Here is a 16,285-nt window from a genome sequence, read left to right as displayed (position 1 = left end):
GCCACGGCGGCCTCGCAGGCCGCGGCGGCCGCCTCGCAAGCCGCTGTCGCCGCCTTGCAAGCGGCCGGCCTGCCGGCGCCGCGCGCGTCCCGCTCCGGCCTGCCGCCCGCGCCGCCGGCCAAGCCGATCAGCGGGTTTTCGCTGTTGTTCGCGTCGATGGGCGCCAGCATCAGGAGCTGGTTCGGCAAGGCCTAACGCGCGTCCGCCGCGCGCCGCCGGGCGGTCTGCGGGAAAGGGACGGCTGCCGACGAAGCCGTCGTTTTTTATCGCCGATCGTGTACAATTTTTGGCATATATTCTAATTTTTATACTTATGAAAAGTCCGCATATCTCCTTCCCAGGTACCGGCGGGGCGCAGCCGCCCCGCCGGCGCGGCGACTTCGGGCAACAGCCATGATCAATACGACGCTGACCCTCCTGAACGCGTTCCAGATGAGGGCCTTCTACGAGGCCGGCTTCTGGACCGGGCAGTCCATCTACGCATCGGCCCGCCGGCATGCGCTGGCCCGGCCCGATGCCTACGCGATCCGCGACCGCCTGCGCCGGCTGACCTACGCCGAGCTGATCGCCGCCGCCGACGCGCTGGCCGACGAGCTGCATCGGGCCGGCGTGCGGCCGGGCCAGCGGGTCGGCGTGTGGATGCCGAGCCGGGTCGAGACCGCGGTCGCGCTGCTGGCTTGCTCGCGCAACGCCTACACCTGCTGCCCCTCGCTGCATCGCGACCACACGGCGGGCGACATCGTCGAACTGATGAAGCGCGTGCGCGCCGCCGCCTTCATCGGCGAAACCGGCTACGGCGCCGACGCGGCGCGCCACGACGTGTTCTCGATGCTCGGCGAGCTGGACACCCTGCGGCGCGTGATCCGCATCGAGCGCCTGAGCGAAGACGGCGCGCGCAGCGAGCTGCTGCGCCCGGCGCCGGCAGGCGAATTGCCGCCGGCCTCCGACGACCCCGACCGCGTGGTCTACCTGGCCTTCACCTCCGGCACCACCGGCCAGCCCAAGGGCGTCATGCACAGCGACAACACGCTGCTGGCCAATGCCCGCGCCATCGCGCGCGACTGGTCGTTCGGCCCCGAATCGGTGCTCTACACGATGAGCCCGCTCAGCCACAACCTCGGCTTCGGCGGCATGGTGTCGGCGCTGGCGGTGGGCGCCGAACTGGTGGTGCACGACCTGCCGCGCGGCGCCAGCGTGCTCGACCGGCTGCTGGAAACCGGGGCCACCTTCCTGTTCGGCGTGCCCACGCACGCCATCGACCTGCTGGGCGAGCTGCGCGCGCGCAACGTGCGCGACGCCGGCCGGCTGCAGGGCTTCCGCATCTCGGGCGCGTCGGTGCCGCAGGAAGTGGTGGCCGAGCTGCTGGCGCACGGCATCAAGCCGCAGAGCGGCTACGGCATGACCGAGGCCTGCTCCCACCACTACACCCTGCCCGACGACGAGCCGCGCCGCATCATCGAAACCTCCGGCCGCGCCTGCGAAGGCTACGAAGTGAAGATCTGGTCGCTGGACGACCCCGACCAGGAGCTGGGGCCACGCCAGGTCGGCCAGATCGGCGGCCGCGGCGCCAGCCTGATGCTGGGCTACTTCGACGATCAGACCGCCACCGAAACTTCGTTCAACAGGCACGGCTGGTTCATGACCGGCGACGTGGGCTGGCAGGACGAAGACGGCTATCTGGTGATCACCGGCCGCAAGAAAGAACTGATCATCCGCGGCGGCCACAACATCTACCCGGCGCGCATCGAGAATCTCGTACTGCAGCACAAGGCGGTGGCGCGCGCGGCCGTGGTGCCGGTGCCCGACGCCCGCCTGGGCGAGAAGGTCTGCCTGGCCTATTCGCTGCGCGACGGCCAGAGCGCCACCTACGACGCCCTGCTGCGGCACCTGGACCAGGCCGGCCTGTCGCGCTACGACATGCCCGAATACATGATCGAATTGAAGAACATCCCGCTCACCGCCAGCGGCAAGGTCTTCAAGCGCGAGCTGATCGAAGACGTCAAACACGGCCGGCTGCGCCCGACCCCGGTGCGCTGGAATCCGGCCAGCCAGGGCGCCTGACGATGGACACGGCCACCGTCCCGCCCGACCGCAGCGCGCGCGACGCCGCCGCAATGGCGCGCCTGCGCCACGAACTGGCGCACCCGCCCTTCCATGCCGTGCTGGGCCCCGAGGCGGTCGGCGTCGATGCCGACGCGGGCACGGTGGTCATCCGCCTGCCGTACCGCGAGGCCTTCCGCCGCGCCGCCGGCAGCGCCGACATCCACGGTGGCGTGATCGCCACGCTGATCGACCTGGCCGCGCATGCCGCGGTCGCGGTGCAGACCGGCCGCATGGCGCCCACCATCGACCTGCGCATCGACTACCTGCGCGCCGCGCCGGGCACCGACCTGCTGGCCACCGCCCGCACGCTGCGCGTGGGACGCACCATCGCCCGCGCCGACGTCGAGGTCACCGCTGCCGGCGATGCGCGGCCCGTCGCCGTGGGCCGCGGCACCTTCAGCACCCATCAACCCGCGGCGGCCGCCGCCGCGACGGAGTAACGCCATGCGCGCCGCAGTGGTCCGCCAATTCGGTCCCATCGGGCAGCTGCCCATCGAAGAACTGCCCGACCCGGTGGCCGGCGCAGGCGAGGTGCTGGTCGACATCCAGGCCACCGCGGTCAACTTCGTCGACCTGCTGGTCATCACGGGCAAGTATCAATTCCTGCCGCCCCGCCCCTTCGCACCCGGCAAGCTGCCTACCGGCATCGTCAGCGCCGTGGGCCCCGGCGTGACCATGCTGAAGGCCGGCGACCGCGTGCTGACGCTGGCCGAGCACGGCGGCTACGCCGAGAAGATCGCGGTGCCAGCGCGCGACTGTTTCGTGCTGCCGGCCGGCATGTCCTTCGCCGAGGCCGCCGCGATGTCGCTGGCCTATGACACTGCCTGGTTCGCGCTGTGCGAGCGCGGCCGCGCCAGGTCCGGCGAGACCGTGCTGGTGCTGGGCGCGACCGGCGGCGTCGGCATGGCGGCGGTGCAGCTGGCCCGCGCCTACGGCCTGCGCGTGCTGGCCGGCGTGTCGAGTGCGGCCAAGGCCGAGGCCGCGATCGCGGCCGGCGCCCACGGCATCGTCGATTTGTCGCTTCCCGACCTGCGCGACAGCCTGCGCGAGCAGGTGCGCGCGCAGACCGGCGGCGCCGGCGCCGACATCGTGATCGACCCGCTGGGCGGCGACGTCTTCGACGCCGCGATCCGCGCCGTGGCCTGGCGCGGCCGGCTGGTGGTGGTGGGCTTCGCGGCCGGCCGCATCCCCACGCTGAAGGTCAATTACGTGATGCTGAAGAACATGGAAGTCAGCGGCCTGCAGGTCAGCGACTACCGCAAGCGGGCGCCGCAGGAAATGGCGCACTGCCTGCGCGAGATCTTCCGGCTTTATGAAGAGGGCAAGCTGCGGCCCGCGCCGCCGGTGCCGGTGGCGCTGGACGGCGTCCGCGGCGCCCTGCAGAGCCTGCAGGACCGCAGCGCGAAGGGGCGCCTGGTGCTGATGATCGGTAACGAGGCGACGATATAATCCCGCCTGGCGGGTACGGATCCAAAAACGGCACACTCCGACCCCTTACGTTCCGGAGACACTCCATGACCTTGCGCTATGACGAAATTGGCCAACGCCTGAAAGCCTTCCGACTCGGTTCCGGGCTCAGCGCCGACGAAATCGCGCAGCGCATCGGCATCTCGCGCACCGCGCTGTACCGTTTCGAGAAAGGCGAACTGGCGAAGATCGAAACGCTGGAGAAGCTGTCCGAACTGCTGAACGTGTCGATGCCCACGCTGCTGGGGGTCGGCATCGAATACATCCCGTCGGCCGTGGCGTACTTCGAACGCACGCGCCAGCTGGAAGAAACCGCGGAACACCTGGTGGTGCTGGCCGGGCCGATCTCCTTCCTGCTGGCCTCGGAACAGTTCGAGGGCATGCTCGACACCGTGCTGCGCGAGAGCGTCTCGGAAGACGCCCCCAACCGCAAGCGCACGATGGAAGACGTCGACCGCATCATGGAGATCCTGCACCAGCGCAAGCAGACCTACCGCGTGCGCCGTCCCAGCATCGTCAACCTGATCTCCACCACGCAAATCGAACGTTTCCTGCTGAACGGGCTGGTGGGCCGCCAGAACCTGCCGACCTCGGTGGCCGCCCAGCGGCGGGCGATGGCGCGGCGCGAAGTCGAGCACTTCGCCGAGATCATCGAAGCCGACGAGATCGGCGTGCAGATCGGCCTGGTCAGCGACACCCTGCCGCACAACGGCTTCCAGATCTTCCGCAACGCCCAGGGCAGCACGCTCACCATCAGCCCGTTCCGCCTGGGCGAGCAGCCCAACGTGCGCGTGGGCGTGGCGATGGTCACCTCGGCGCCGGAAGCGCTGGCGCTGCACCAGAACATCGTGACCGACGCCTGGCGCTCCGCGATCAAGGGCCAGGCGGCGGTGCAGTACCTGCGCAAGCTCCTCGCCGACCAGGACGCCGTGGCGTCGCTGGTTTCCTCGCCACGCAAGCGCGCCTGACCGGGCGCGCGCCCAGCCCCGGACGCCCATGACCCAAGCCGCGACGCTCGACGCCCTGATTGCCGACCTGGTAACCGCCAACCACATCCTGGCCAACGAAGACGTGCTCGATGCCTTCGGCCACGTCAGCGTGCGGCACCCCGAACGGCCGGGACATTTCCTGATGTCCTGTTCGCGGGCGCCGGAACTTGTGGGCGCGGCCGACATCGTCGAGTTCGACGAGCAATCCCAGCCGGCCGAGGCCACGCAGGGCCGGGCGATGTACATCGAACGCTTCATCCACGGCGAGATCTATCGCGCGCGGCCCGACGTGCAGGCGGTATGCCACCATCACGCGCCGGCCGTGATGCCGTTCTGCATCAGCGGCACGCCTCTCGTGCCGGTCTACCAGCACGGCGCCTTCATCGGCGCCGAGGTGCCCTTCTGGGACAGCAAGCACGAATTCGGCGACACCAACCTGCTGCTTTCCAGCGTCGAACACGGCGCTTCGCTGGCGCGGGCGCTGGGCGCCAACTGGTGCGTGCTGATGAAGCGCCACGGCGCCACCGTGGCCGGCAAATCACTGACCGAGCTGGTGTTCCGCGCCGTGACCGGCTGCCGCAATGCCGACTTCCTGCACCGCGCCCACCAACTGGGCAGCGTCGACGCGCTGACGCCGGGCGAGATCGAGCAGGCCCGGCAGATTCCGCCGCCGGCGATGACGCGCGCCTTCGACTACTGGAAATCGCGCCTGCCTCGCATCCGTTAAGCGTCTTTTTCCCAAAATTTATGCAATGGCGGCACTCCCACCGCCTTGCCGCGCACCCCGCCGGTGCGCCCGCCCCTCTTGCGCCCTAAACCTGGGCGCCCCGGCACGCTATGGGTGCCGCGGCCCGAATCCCGATCCACCGCGACGATGCTGGATTTCCATACAGCAGGGTTTTTGCCCTGGTGAGGCATACATAAATTAATTAATTTACCAATATTGGTACGATCCTTGCTAAAGACTCGATGTCTTTTACTGCCTCATCCTCGACAAAGGCTGATACCCCAATGACAATGGCAAACCTCTTGCGGCCGCACCGCCGGACGCTGCGCGCGGCGGCTATCCTGGGCGCCGGCCTGCTGGCTACCGGCGCCGCCCACGCAGCCTATCCCGAACGCGCAATCTCCATGGTGGTGGCCTATCCGCCCGGCGGCGGCGTCGACACCGTGGCGCGCGTGCTGTCGGTCGAGCTTTCCAAGCTGCTCAAGCAAAGCGTGGTGGTGGAAAACAAGCCGGGCGCGGGCGCCACCATCGGCGCCTCCTACGTCAAGCGCGCCACGCCGGACGGCTACACGCTGCTGCTGGCCGATCCGGCCTTCGTCATCAACACCGGCCTGATGACCAACGTCGGCTACGACCTGAAGAAGGATTTCACGCCGGTCTCCACCGTCACGATGTCGCCCATCGTGCTGTCGGTATACCCCGGATTGCCGGTGCACAGCCTGGCCGAACTGCTGGAAGCGGCGCGCAGGAAACCGGGCGGCCTGAGCTATTCGTCGGCCGGCATCGGCTCCACGCCGCACATGGCGGGCGAAATGCTGAAGGCCTATACCAACAGCTCGTTCACCCACATTCCGTACAAGGGCAGCGGGCCGGCGATGTCCAACCTGGTGGCGGGCCAGCTGGACTTCTCGTTCTCCACCATCGCGGCGGCCAAGCCCTTCATCGACCAGAAGCTGATCCGGCCGCTGGCCACCACCGGCCTGGAGCGCAGTCCGGCGCTGCCCGAGCTGCCCACCATCGCCGAAAGCATTCCCGGCTTCAAGGTGCTGTTCTGGACCGCGCTGTTCGCGCCGGCCAACACGCCGCCGGCCGTCGTCAAGGCGTTGAACGAGGCCATGCGAACCGTGCTGACCGACCCGCAGACCAAGGCGGCGATCGAGAAATCGGGCGACGTGGCGACCTACCTGCCGACCGAGAAGGTCAACGACTTCGTCGCCGGCGAGTTCGCGCAGTGGACCGGCCTGATCGCGAAGGCCGGCATCAAGGCCGAGTAAACGCCTCTCCGGATGAAAGCCCCTCCTTCGCCCGGCGCGCCAACGCCATGAAGAACCGACTTCCGCCCCTCAATTCGCTGAAGGTTTTCGAAGCGGCCGCCCGCCATTCCAGCTTCAAGAAGGCGGCCGAGGAATTGCACGTGACGGCGGCGGCGGTCAGCCACCAGCTGAGCCAGCTCGAAAGCATCCTGGGCGTGCAGCTGTTCCGCCGTTTCAACCAGGGCATCGAACTGACGCCGGCGGCGCGCATGTGCCTGCCGCGGCTGCGCGAGGGGCTGGAGTGCCTGCGCGATTCGGTCGAACAGATCCGCGTCCACGCCCGCGCCGAGGTGCTGACCGTGGCGGCCGCGCCGTCGTTCGCGATGCGCTGGCTGATGCCGCGCCTGCACCGCTTCATCCTGGCCCGGCCGGATATCGACGTGCACGTGGCCACCCGCATGAGCCCGTTCCAGGGCCGCCGCGGCGCCCGCAGCGGCGTGGCGGCGGTGCACGAATGGGCGGCCGAGGCCGATCTGATCCTGATGTACGGCCACGGCGACTACCCGGGATTGCACGTGGCTCCGCTGCTCGGAGTGAGCGTGACGCCGCTGTGCAGCCCGACGCTGCTGCGCCGGCAGCCGCTGGACTCGGCCGAGCAGTTGCTCAACCATACGCTGCTGCACGACGACCGCGAGGCGCTGTACGGCAATCCTTCGTTCTGGCAACGCTGGCTGGAAGGCGCCGGCGTGACCGGCATCGCCGCCGACCGCGGTCCGCGCTTCACGCACGCCTTCCTGGCCGCCGGCGCCGCCCTCGAAGGGCTGGGCGTGGTCGCCACCACGCCGGCGCTGGTTACCGAGGAGCTGGAGACCGGACGCCTGGTGGCGCCGCTGGGCACGATGGTTCGCGTTAACGCGGGCTACCACGCCGTCACGACGGAGAAGAGCGAACGCCGCGACGACGTCCAGGCGTTCAAGGCCTGGCTGCTGGAGGAAGCCGCGGCCACCGAGGCCTGCATCCGGCGCGCGATCGGCGGCCGGCGCCGGCGCGGCGCGGTGCACCGCGCCTTCGCGGCAGCGGACGGCGCCGCATCCACCGAAAGGCGGCCGGCGGCGGCCTGAGCCCGGCCGCCCTTCATCACTCCATCGAGAAGCCGATCTTCCTGGCCACGGCCGTCCAGCGCTCGACGTCGGTCTCGACCAGTTCGTCGAACTGTTTCGGCGTGCCGATCATCGGCTCCATTCCCTGCGCCGCCAGCACCTGCCTGGCCGCCGGCGTGGCCAGGTAGGCGTTGATCTCGCGATTGAGCTTGTCGATCACCGGCCGCGGCGTGGCCTTGGGCGCCAGCACGCCGTACCAGATGTTCAGGTCGAAGCCGGGCACGCCGCTCTCGGCTATGGTGGGCAGGTCTGGCATGCCGGACCAGCGGCTGCCGCCGGCCACCGCCAGCGCGCGCACCTGGCCCGATTTGATGAAGGGGATCAGCGAATTGGCCGCGCCGAACAGCACCTGCACCCGGCCGGCGATGACCTCGGGCACCATCTGGCTGGCGCCCTTGAACGGAATGTGCGTCATCGACGTGCCGGTGGCTGCGGAGAACACCTCGGCCGTCATGTGCATGATGGTGCCGGGGCCGGCCGACGCATAGTTGAGCTTGCCGGGATTGCGCTTGAGCAGGTCGATCAGTTCCGGCACCGACCTGGCCGGCACGTCGTTGGCCACCACCAGGATCATCGGAATGTTGGCCACCATCGCCACGCCGGCCAGGTCGCGCGCCAGCCGGAACGGCGGCGCCTTGGAGGCGGCGTCGACGATGGCCGCGGAATTGGCCGCCATCAGCAGCGTGTAGCCGTCGGCCGGCGCGCGCGCCACGATGTCGGAGCCGATCAGGCCGCCGGCGCCGGCCCTGTTTTCGACCACGAAGCTCTGGCCCAGCCGCGCCTGCAGCTGCGTGCTCAGGTCGCGCGCCAGAAAGTCGTTGCCGCCGCCGGCGGCGAACGGCACCACGAAACGCACTGCCTTGGCCGGATAAGTCTGCGCCGCGGCCGGGGTACACGCCATGCCGGCGACAGCCAGCGCGGCCGAGGCTTGGAGCACGAGAATCGGGATACGTCGATGCATGGAAGATCTCACTTTAGGCCGGGATGGAAGGTAAATCTCGGCTCCTCCTGTCTTCGTTGTGAAAGCATTATCGAGTCGCTTTCCGGCCCGGCGCGGGCGATATTTTCTGTGGCGCCGGCTCAATTAATTTCATGCGCGGCGGACGGCGGGCGGTGAGTACCATCAGCGCTTCGAATGGAGCTGGACATGGTCTCTGCCGAATTGCTGGACAAACTGAAACGCTGCGTCGACGACCGGCCCGAGGCGGGCGTGTTCCGGGTGCACCGCGACGTCTACACCGACCCCGAGATCTTCGAGCTGGAACAGCGCTTCATCTTCGAGCGCAGCTGGAGCTTCCTGTGCCTGGAGTCGCAGCTGCCCAAGGCCTTCGACTTCGTGACGGCGCACATCGGCCGCGTGCCGGTGGTCGTCACGCGCGGCGAAGACATGCGGCTGCGCGCCTTCCTCAACGCCTGCCGGCACAAGGGCGCGCAACTGCTGCTGCAGGAACAGGGCAGCCGGCGGTCCATCGCCTGTCCGTACCACGGCTGGTCTTACGACACGCAGGGGCGCAACATCGCCATCAAGGCGCGCGACACCGGCCACTACGGCCCCGCGTTCGACGCCGCCGGACACGATCTGCTGCCGCTGGCCCGCCTGGCGTCCTACAAGGGCCTGGTATTCGGCTGCCTGGACCCCGGCGTGCCCGCGCTGGAGGACTTCCTGGGCGACATGAAGTTCTTCATCGACCTGTACATGGACCAGGGGCCGGACGGCATGGAGGCGGTGCCGGGCCGCGCCGTCTACACCTACCGCGGCAACTGGAAGCTGCAGATGGACAACGGGATGGACTACTACCACCTGACCTCCACCCATTCAAGCTTCCTCGACGTGCAGGCCAAGCGCCGCCGCGGCGAAGGCAACCAGGCCGCGCGCCAGTTCGACTGGGCCAAGCGCGAGTCGCAGCAGGGCGGCACCTTCCTGTTCCGCCACGGCCATGCCCTGAACTGGCTGCGCCAGCCGGAGGCCGAGAAGCGGCCGATCTGGCCGGTGATCGACGAGATCCGCGCGCGCGTGGGCGAACAACGCGCGCAATGGATGCTGAACCTGAAGAACTGCGTGGTGTTTCCCAACATGCAGATCGCCGACGCCACCTCGCTGCTGCTGCGTACCTTCCGCCCCATTTCGGCCGGCGAGACCGAGATGCGCGTCTACTGTCTGGCGCCGCGCGGCGAATCGCCCGAGCGGCGCGCGTGGCGGCTGCGCCAATTCGAAGACTTCTTCAATCCTTCGGGCTTCGCCACGCCCGACGACACGGTGGTCTACGAGGACTGCCAGTCGGGCTACCACGCCGGGGGCAGCGGCGGCCCGGGCTTGTTCGACTACACCCAGGGCTGCGAACGCGGGCGCGCCATCCTGCAGACTGAACCCGGCGGGGTCGCCCGCGAACTGGGCATCGCGCCGGCCGGCGCGGTCGAGGGCGGGTTCGAGGTCCAGCAGGAAATGTGCTTCATGGCGCCATACCGCGAATGGCAGCGGCTGATGCTGGCCGGCGCCGCCGGCGCGCCGGCTTACGGCGACGAAGCCGGTGCCGCAGCACCGCCCGCCGCCAGCCCCGCAATGTCTTCCCCCGCCATGGACGCCGCACGATGAACACCTCGCTCCAGGCTGCCGCCGAGGTCGTCCTCCGCGAAGCCGCCCTGCTCGACGAACACCGCTGGGCCGACTGGCTGGCGCTGTATGCTCCGGACTGCGAATTCTGGATGCCGATGTGGCGCACGGAAGAAGAGCTCAACGCCGACCCGCAGACCGGCCTGTCGCACATCTACTATTCCAGCCGCGCCGGCCTGGAAGACCGCGTGGCGCGCATCCGTTCGCGCAAGTCGCCGGCTTCGCAGCCGCTGCCGCGGACTTCGCACGTGCTGGGCGCGTCCCTGGCGGTCGACGGCGGCGACGGCACGCTGTGCCTGCGCACGGCGTGGAGCTGCCACGTCGTCTTCCCCCGCCACCGGACGGCGCACGCCTTCTTCGGCTGGTACCGCCACGAGCTGGCCGAAACGCCGGAAGGCTGGCGCATCCGGCGCAAATACGTGGCGCTGATGAACGACTACATCCCGACCATGCTGGACGTGTACTGCGTATAGCCGCCGCCGGCCGGCGACCGGCGGTCCGGAACCTGGGACCGCCCTGTTTCTTTTGTTTCATTGATTGGAACTTGTTCTGTTCAGTCGTCCGAAGCTGATATAAGAAAGCAAGGAACGACGATTCCAGGACAGGAGACATCGATGAAGACATTCGCGCTCTTGCGCGGGGGCCTGGCTGTGCTCGCGGCAACGGCGGCGCTGGCCTTGCCGGCGGCGGCCGCGCAGGCCGAAGGCTTTCCGGCGCGGCAGGTCAGGCTGGTCGTGCCCTTCCCGCCGGGCGGCGGCTCCGACACCCAGGCCCGCCTGCTGGCGGAGCGGCTGGGCCAGCTCTGGAAGCAGACCGTCGTGGTCGACAACGTATCGGGCGCCGGCGGCGGCCTGGCGGCGGCCAACGTGGCCCATGCCCGGCCCGACGGCTACAGCGTCCTGTTCGCGACGCATCCGATGCTGGCCATGTACCCCTTCCTGTACGAAAAGCTGCCGTACGATCCGGTCAAGGATTTCGCCCCCGTCGTCAGCCTGCTCGAAGGGCCGCTGGTCCTGCTGGTGCCCGCGTCCTCGCCAATCCGTTCGGTGAACGATCTCATCCAGGCCGCCAAGGACAAGCCCGGAACGATCAACTTCGGCTCGGGAGGGGTAGGCACCACCCAGCACCTCACGGGCGAACTGCTGAAAGAGACGGCCGGCATCAAGCTCACCCACGTGCCGTACCGGGGTGACGGGCAATCCATGACGGCGCTGATTTCCAACGAGATCCAGCTGCTGTTCGCCAGCGTGTCGTCCGCCACCGCGCAGATCAAGGGCGGCCGCGTCCGCGGCATCGCCATTACCGACAGCAAGCGGGCACCATCGCTGCCCGACATCCCGACCATGGCCGAAACCATCCCCGGTTTCCAGTCGACCCTGGTCTACGGCCTGCTGGTGCCGAAGGACACGCCCGCCGACATCGTCGACGCCATCAACCGCGCCGCCAACCAGGTCTTGCAGGATCCTGCCTATGCCAGGCGCGTGCAGGCCGACGGCGTGAACGTGCGCGGCGGCACGCCGGAGGACTTCGACCGCTTCCTGGCCTCCGAGCGCAACAAATGGGGCAGCCTGCTCAAGCGCCTCGACATCAAGATGGACTGATGCCGCCAGGCGGAAAAAAAGCCGCTGCGATCGCTCGCAGCGGCTTTTCTTTGCCGCGCCGCCCGCCTGAGCGGGCGGCGGACCGCAGGCCCCCTCACACCTGGCCGTCGGACTCCGGCTCGTCGGCCGGGGCCGACGACGTAACGCTCTCCGGCGTGTTGAAGATGGCGCTTTCGTCGAAGGCATTGCCGACGTCGGTGAACACCACTTCGCGCTCGGCGGCTTCCTGGGCTTCCTTCTCCTTGCGGGCGGCATGGAAGGCCATGCCGGTGCCCGCCGGGATCAGCCGGCCCACGATCACGTTTTCCTTCAGCCCGCGCAGGTCGTCGCGCTTGCCCATGATGGCGGCTTCGGTCAGCACGCGCGTGGTTTCCTGGAACGAGGCAGCCGAGATGAACGAGTCGGTCGACAGCGAGGCCTTGGTAATGCCCAGCAGCACGTTCTCGTAGGTGGCCGGCCGCTTGTTCTCGGCCGTCACCCGGTCGTTTTCGTTCAGCAGCTCGGCGCGCTCGACCTGTTCGCCCGGGATGAAGGACGTCTCGCCGGCATCGACGATGTTCACGCGGCGCAGCATCTGCCGCACGATCACCTCGATGTGCTTGTCGTTGATCTTCACGCCTTGCAGCCGGTACACGTCCTGCACTTCGTCGACGATGTAGGTGGCGAGCTTCTCGATCCCTTGCAGGCGCAGGATGTCGTGCGGGTCGGCCGGGCCGTCGACGATCATCTCGCCCTTGTTGACCACCTGGCCGTCGTGCACCAGCACCTGCTTTTCCTTGGGGATCAGGAACTCGTGGCTGACGCCGTCGAGGTCGGTGATCACCAGGCGCTGCTTGCCCTTGGTGTCCTTGCCGAACGAGACCGTGCCGGTGACGTCGGCCAGCATGCCGGCGTCCTTCGGCGAACGGGCTTCGAACAGCTCGGCCACGCGCGGCAGGCCGCCGGTGATGTCGCGGGTCTTCTGCGATTCCTGCGGGATCCGCGCCAGCACCTCGCCCACGCCCACCTGCTGGCCGTCGCGCACGGTGATCAGCGCGCCGACCGGGAAGGAGATGCTGACCGAGTGATCGGTGCCGGCGATCTTGACTTCCTCGCCCTGGTCGTTGAGCAGCTTGACCTGCGGCCGCACCGTCTGCTTGGAGCCGCTGCGGGTCTTGGGCGTGATCGCCACCAGGGTCGACAGGCCGGTGACCTCGTCGAGCTGGCGGGCCACCGTCACGCCTTCTTCCACGTTCTCGAACTTCACCGTGCCGCCGTGCTCGGTGATGATCGGGCGGGTCAGCGGATCCCAACTGGCGAGCTGCGCGCCGGCCTTGACCGCCGTGCCGTCGCCGTGCAGCAAGATGGCGCCGTACGGCACCTTGTGGCGCTCGCGCTCGCGGCCGTTGTCGTCGACGATCAGGATTTCGCCCGAACGCGAGATCGCGACCTGCTCGCCCTTCACGTTGGTGACATAGCGCATCGCGCTGGTGAAGCGCACCGTGCCGTTGGACTTGGTTTCCACGCCCGAGGCCAGCGCCGCGCGCGAGGCCGCGCCGCCGATGTGGAAGGTCCGCATCGTCAGCTGGGTGCCCGGCTCGCCGATCGACTGCGCGGCGATCACGCCGACCGCCTCGCCCACGTTGACCAGCGTGCCGCGGCCGAGGTCGCGGCCGTAGCACGCGGCGCACAGGCCGTGGCGGGTTTCGCAGGTCAGCGCCGAGCGGATCTTGACCTCGTCGATGCCCAGGCGCTCGATGGTGTCGACCGCGTCTTCGTCCAGCAGCGTGCCGGCCTCGAACACCGTTTCCTGCGTGTCGGGGTCGACCACGTCGGCCGCGGCGGTGCGGCCGAGGATACGGTCGCGCAGCGGCTCGATCACTTCGCCGCCTTCCACCAGGGCCTTCATCGCGAAGCCGGCGGTGGTGCCGCAGTCGTCTTCGGTGATGACCAGGTCTTGCGTCACGTCGACCAGGCGGCGCGTCAGGTAGCCGGAGTTGGCGGTCTTCAGCGCCGTGTCGGCCAGGCCCTTGCGCGCGCCGTGGGTCGAGATGAAGTACTGCAGCACGTTCAGGCCTTCGCGGAAGTTGGCCGTGATCGGGGTTTCGATGATCGAGCCGTCGGGCTTGGCCATCAGGCCCCGCATGCCGGCCAGCTGGCGGATCTGCGCGGCCGAACCGCGCGCGCCCGAGTCGGCCATCATGTAGATGGAGTTGAACGACTCCTGGCGCGTCTCGTTGCCGTGGCGGTCGGTGACCGGCTCGGTGGAGAGCTGCTCCATCATGGCCTTGCCGACGCGGTCGCCGGCCTTGCCCCAGATGTCGACCACGTTGTTGTAGCGTTCCTGCGCGGTGACCAGACCCGACGAGTACTGCTTGTCGATTTCCTTCACTTCCTTGCTGGCCTCGGCCAGGATGCCTTCCTTGGCCGACGGGATCAGCATGTCGTCCATGCAGATCGAGATCCCGCCGCGGGTGGCCAGGCGAAAGCCCGACTGCATCAGCTGGTCGGCGAAGATGACCGTGGCGCGCAGGCCGCAGCGGCGGTACGACTGGTTGATCAGGCGCGAGATTTCCTTCTTCTTCAGCGGCTTGTTCAGCACCGAGAAGGGCAGTCCCTTGGGCAGGATCTCCGACAGGATGGCGCGGCCGACGGTCGTTTCGAAGCGGCGCAGCACCGGCTGCCACTGGCCCTGCTCGTCGCGCTCGTACTCGTTCAGGCGCACGGTGATGCGCGACTGCAGCTCGACCGCCTTGTTTTCATACGCGCGCAGCACTTCGGCCACGTCGATGAAATGCAGGCCTTCGCCGCGGCCGTTCACGCGCTCGCGGGTGGCGTAGTACAGGCCCAGCACGATATCTTGCGAGGGCACGATCGACGGTTCGCCGTTGGCCGGGAACAGCACGTTGTTGGAGGCCAGCATCAGCGTGCGGGCTTCCAGCTGCGCTTCCAGCGACAGCGGCACGTGGACGGCCATCTGGTCGCCGTCGAAGTCGGCGTTGAAGGCCGCGCACACCAGCGGGTGCAGCTGGATCGCCTTGCCTTCGATCAGCACCGGCTCGAACGCCTGGATGCCCAGGCGGTGCAGCGTGGGCGCGCGGTTCAGCATCACCGGGTGTTCGCGGATCACCTCTTCCAGGATGTCCCACACCACCGGTTCCTGCGTTTCCACCAGCTTCTTGGCCGCCTTGATGGTGGTGGCCAGGCCCATCATTTCGAGCCGGTTGAAGATGAAGGGCTTGAACAGCTCGAGCGCCATCAGCTTGGGCAGGCCGCACTGGTGCAGCTTGAGCTGCGGACCCACCACGATCACCGACCGGCCGGAGTAGTCCACCCGCTTGCCCAGCAGGTTCTGGCGGAAACGGCCGCTCTTGCCCTTGATCATGTCGGCCAGCGACTTCAGCGGGCGCTTGTTGGCGCCGGTCATGGCCTTGCCGCGGCGGCCGTTGTCGAGCAGCGAGTCGACGGCTTCCTGCAGCATGCGCTTTTCGTTGCGCACGATGATTTCGGGCGCCTTCAGCTCCAGCAGCCGCTTCAGGCGGTTGTTGCGGTTGATGACGCGGCGGTAGAGGTCGTTCAGGTCCGACGTGGCGAAGCGGCCTCCGTCCAGCGGCACCAGCGGGCGCAGCTCGGGCGGCAGCACAGGCAGCACTTCCAGGATCATCCAGTCGGGCTTGATGCCCGACTTCTGGAAGCCTTCCAGCACCTTCAGGCGCTTGGAGATCTTCTTGATCTTGGCGTCGGAACTGGTGGCCTGCAGGTCGGCGCGCAGCGTTTCGATGTCGCGGTTGATGTCGATCGTGCGCAGCAGTTCGCGCACGGCCTCGGCGCCCATCACGGCGCGGAAGTCGTCGCCGTACTCTTCCGTCTTGGCCAGAAAGTCGTCTTCCGACATGATCTGGCCGCGCTTGAGCGGCGTCATGCCCGGATCGATGACGCAGTAGGCTTCGAAGTACAGCACGCGCTCGATGTCGCGCAGCGTCATGTCGAGCACCATGCCCAGGCGCGACGGCAGCGACTTCAGGAACCAGATGTGCGCGACCGGGCTGGCCAGCTCGATGTGGCCCATCCGTTCGCGGCGCACCTTGGCCAGCGTGACTTCAACGCCGCACTTCTCGCAGATCACGCCGCGGTGCTTCAGGCGCTTGTACTTGCCGCACAGGCACTCGTAGTCCTTGATGGGGCCGAAGATCTTGGCGCAGAACAGGCCGTCGCGTTCCGGCTTGAACGTACGGTAATTGATCGTCTCGGGTTTCTTCACTTCCCCGAACGACCACGACCGGATCTTCTCCGGCGACGCGATGCCAATGCGAATGGCGTCGAACTGTTCTTCCTGCGTAACTTGCTTGAATAGATCCAGCAGCGCTTTCATGGCTACTCCCTATCAGTGTTTCA

General features: G+C 68.1%; 12 protein-coding genes and 1 pseudogene. 11 read left to right on the top strand and 2 right to left on the bottom strand.

All coding sequences use genetic code 11. The features are described 5' to 3' along the window. From ABD927_RS23395 to gcvA, 8 genes and pseudogenes are all read left to right on the top strand, one after another. A pseudogene (locus tag ABD927_RS23395) lies at positions 1–195 on the top strand (hypothetical protein); the annotation flags it as partial. 198 nt (positions 196–393) lie between these two features. Next, complete coding sequence (locus ABD927_RS23390; RefSeq protein WP_345252298.1) at positions 394–2,061, top strand: class I adenylate-forming enzyme family protein; 1,668 nt, start codon at positions 394–396, stop codon at positions 2,059–2,061. A gap of 2 nt (positions 2,062–2,063) precedes the next feature. Continuing rightward, positions 2,064–2,543 carry a PaaI family thioesterase gene (locus ABD927_RS23385; RefSeq protein ID WP_345252297.1) on the top strand — a complete coding sequence of 160 codons (480 nt, stop codon included), beginning with the start codon at positions 2,064–2,066 and terminating at the stop codon, positions 2,541–2,543. Positions 2,544–2,547: 4 nt separating this feature from the next. Beyond that, on the top strand, positions 2,548–3,552 hold the full coding sequence (locus ABD927_RS23380; protein ID WP_345252296.1) for an NADPH:quinone oxidoreductase family protein: 1,005 nt from the start codon (positions 2,548–2,550) through the stop codon (positions 3,550–3,552). A gap of 65 nt (positions 3,553–3,617) precedes the next feature. Further along, on the top strand, positions 3,618–4,538 hold the full coding sequence (locus ABD927_RS23375) for a helix-turn-helix domain-containing protein (RefSeq protein ID WP_345252295.1): 921 nt from the start codon (positions 3,618–3,620) through the stop codon (positions 4,536–4,538). 28 nt (positions 4,539–4,566) lie between these two features. Then, positions 4,567–5,286, top strand: coding sequence for a class II aldolase/adducin family protein (locus tag ABD927_RS23370; RefSeq protein WP_345252294.1), 720 nt, complete (start codon positions 4,567–4,569; stop codon positions 5,284–5,286). A 284-nt stretch (positions 5,287–5,570) separates the two neighbouring features. Continuing rightward, positions 5,571–6,560: a Bug family tripartite tricarboxylate transporter substrate binding protein gene (locus tag ABD927_RS23365; protein ID WP_345252293.1), complete on the top strand. Its 990-nt coding sequence runs from the start codon at positions 5,571–5,573 to the stop codon at positions 6,558–6,560. A 47-nt stretch (positions 6,561–6,607) separates the two neighbouring features. Further along, positions 6,608–7,660: a transcriptional regulator GcvA gene (gene gcvA / locus ABD927_RS23360; RefSeq protein WP_345252292.1), complete on the top strand. Its 1,053-nt coding sequence runs from the start codon at positions 6,608–6,610 to the stop codon at positions 7,658–7,660. A gap of 16 nt (positions 7,661–7,676) precedes the next feature. Here the strand turns inward: gcvA and ABD927_RS23355 are convergent, their stop codons facing one another. Beyond that, a complete protein-coding gene (locus ABD927_RS23355; RefSeq protein WP_345252291.1) occupies positions 7,677–8,660 on the bottom strand; it encodes a Bug family tripartite tricarboxylate transporter substrate binding protein in 984 nt (327 codons plus the stop codon). Positions 8,661–8,846: 186 nt separating this feature from the next. Between ABD927_RS23355 and ABD927_RS23350 the strand changes: the two genes are divergently transcribed. The 3 genes from ABD927_RS23350 (at position 8,847) to ABD927_RS23340 (ending at position 11,911) form a co-directional block, all read left to right on the top strand. Then, entirely contained in the window at positions 8,847–10,292 is a 1,446-nt protein-coding gene (locus ABD927_RS23350) for an aromatic ring-hydroxylating oxygenase subunit alpha (protein ID WP_345252290.1), read from the top strand. After that, the gene (locus ABD927_RS23345) at positions 10,289–10,783 is read left to right on the top strand and encodes an aromatic-ring-hydroxylating dioxygenase subunit beta (RefSeq protein ID WP_345252289.1); all 495 of its coding nucleotides are present in this window, start codon (positions 10,289–10,291) and stop codon (positions 10,781–10,783) included. Before ABD927_RS23350 ends, ABD927_RS23345 begins: the two co-directional genes overlap by 4 nt. 141 nt (positions 10,784–10,924) lie before the next feature. Then, the gene (locus ABD927_RS23340) at positions 10,925–11,911 is read left to right on the top strand and encodes a Bug family tripartite tricarboxylate transporter substrate binding protein (RefSeq protein ID WP_345252288.1); all 987 of its coding nucleotides are present in this window, start codon (positions 10,925–10,927) and stop codon (positions 11,909–11,911) included. A gap of 94 nt (positions 11,912–12,005) precedes the next feature. Here the strand turns inward: ABD927_RS23340 and rpoC are convergent, their stop codons facing one another. Further along, positions 12,006–16,262: a DNA-directed RNA polymerase subunit beta' gene (gene rpoC / locus ABD927_RS23335; RefSeq protein WP_345252287.1), complete on the bottom strand. Its 4,257-nt coding sequence runs from the start codon at positions 16,260–16,262 to the stop codon at positions 12,006–12,008. Positions 16,263–16,285 lie beyond the last annotated feature (23 nt).

Source organism: Pigmentiphaga soli (assembly GCF_039541095.1).
In the GTDB taxonomy this organism is placed as follows: Bacteria; Pseudomonadota; Gammaproteobacteria; order Burkholderiales; family Burkholderiaceae_B; genus Pigmentiphaga; species Pigmentiphaga soli.
Note: the sequence above shows the minus strand (reverse complement) of the source record. Positions and strands in the feature narration are given on the sequence as shown.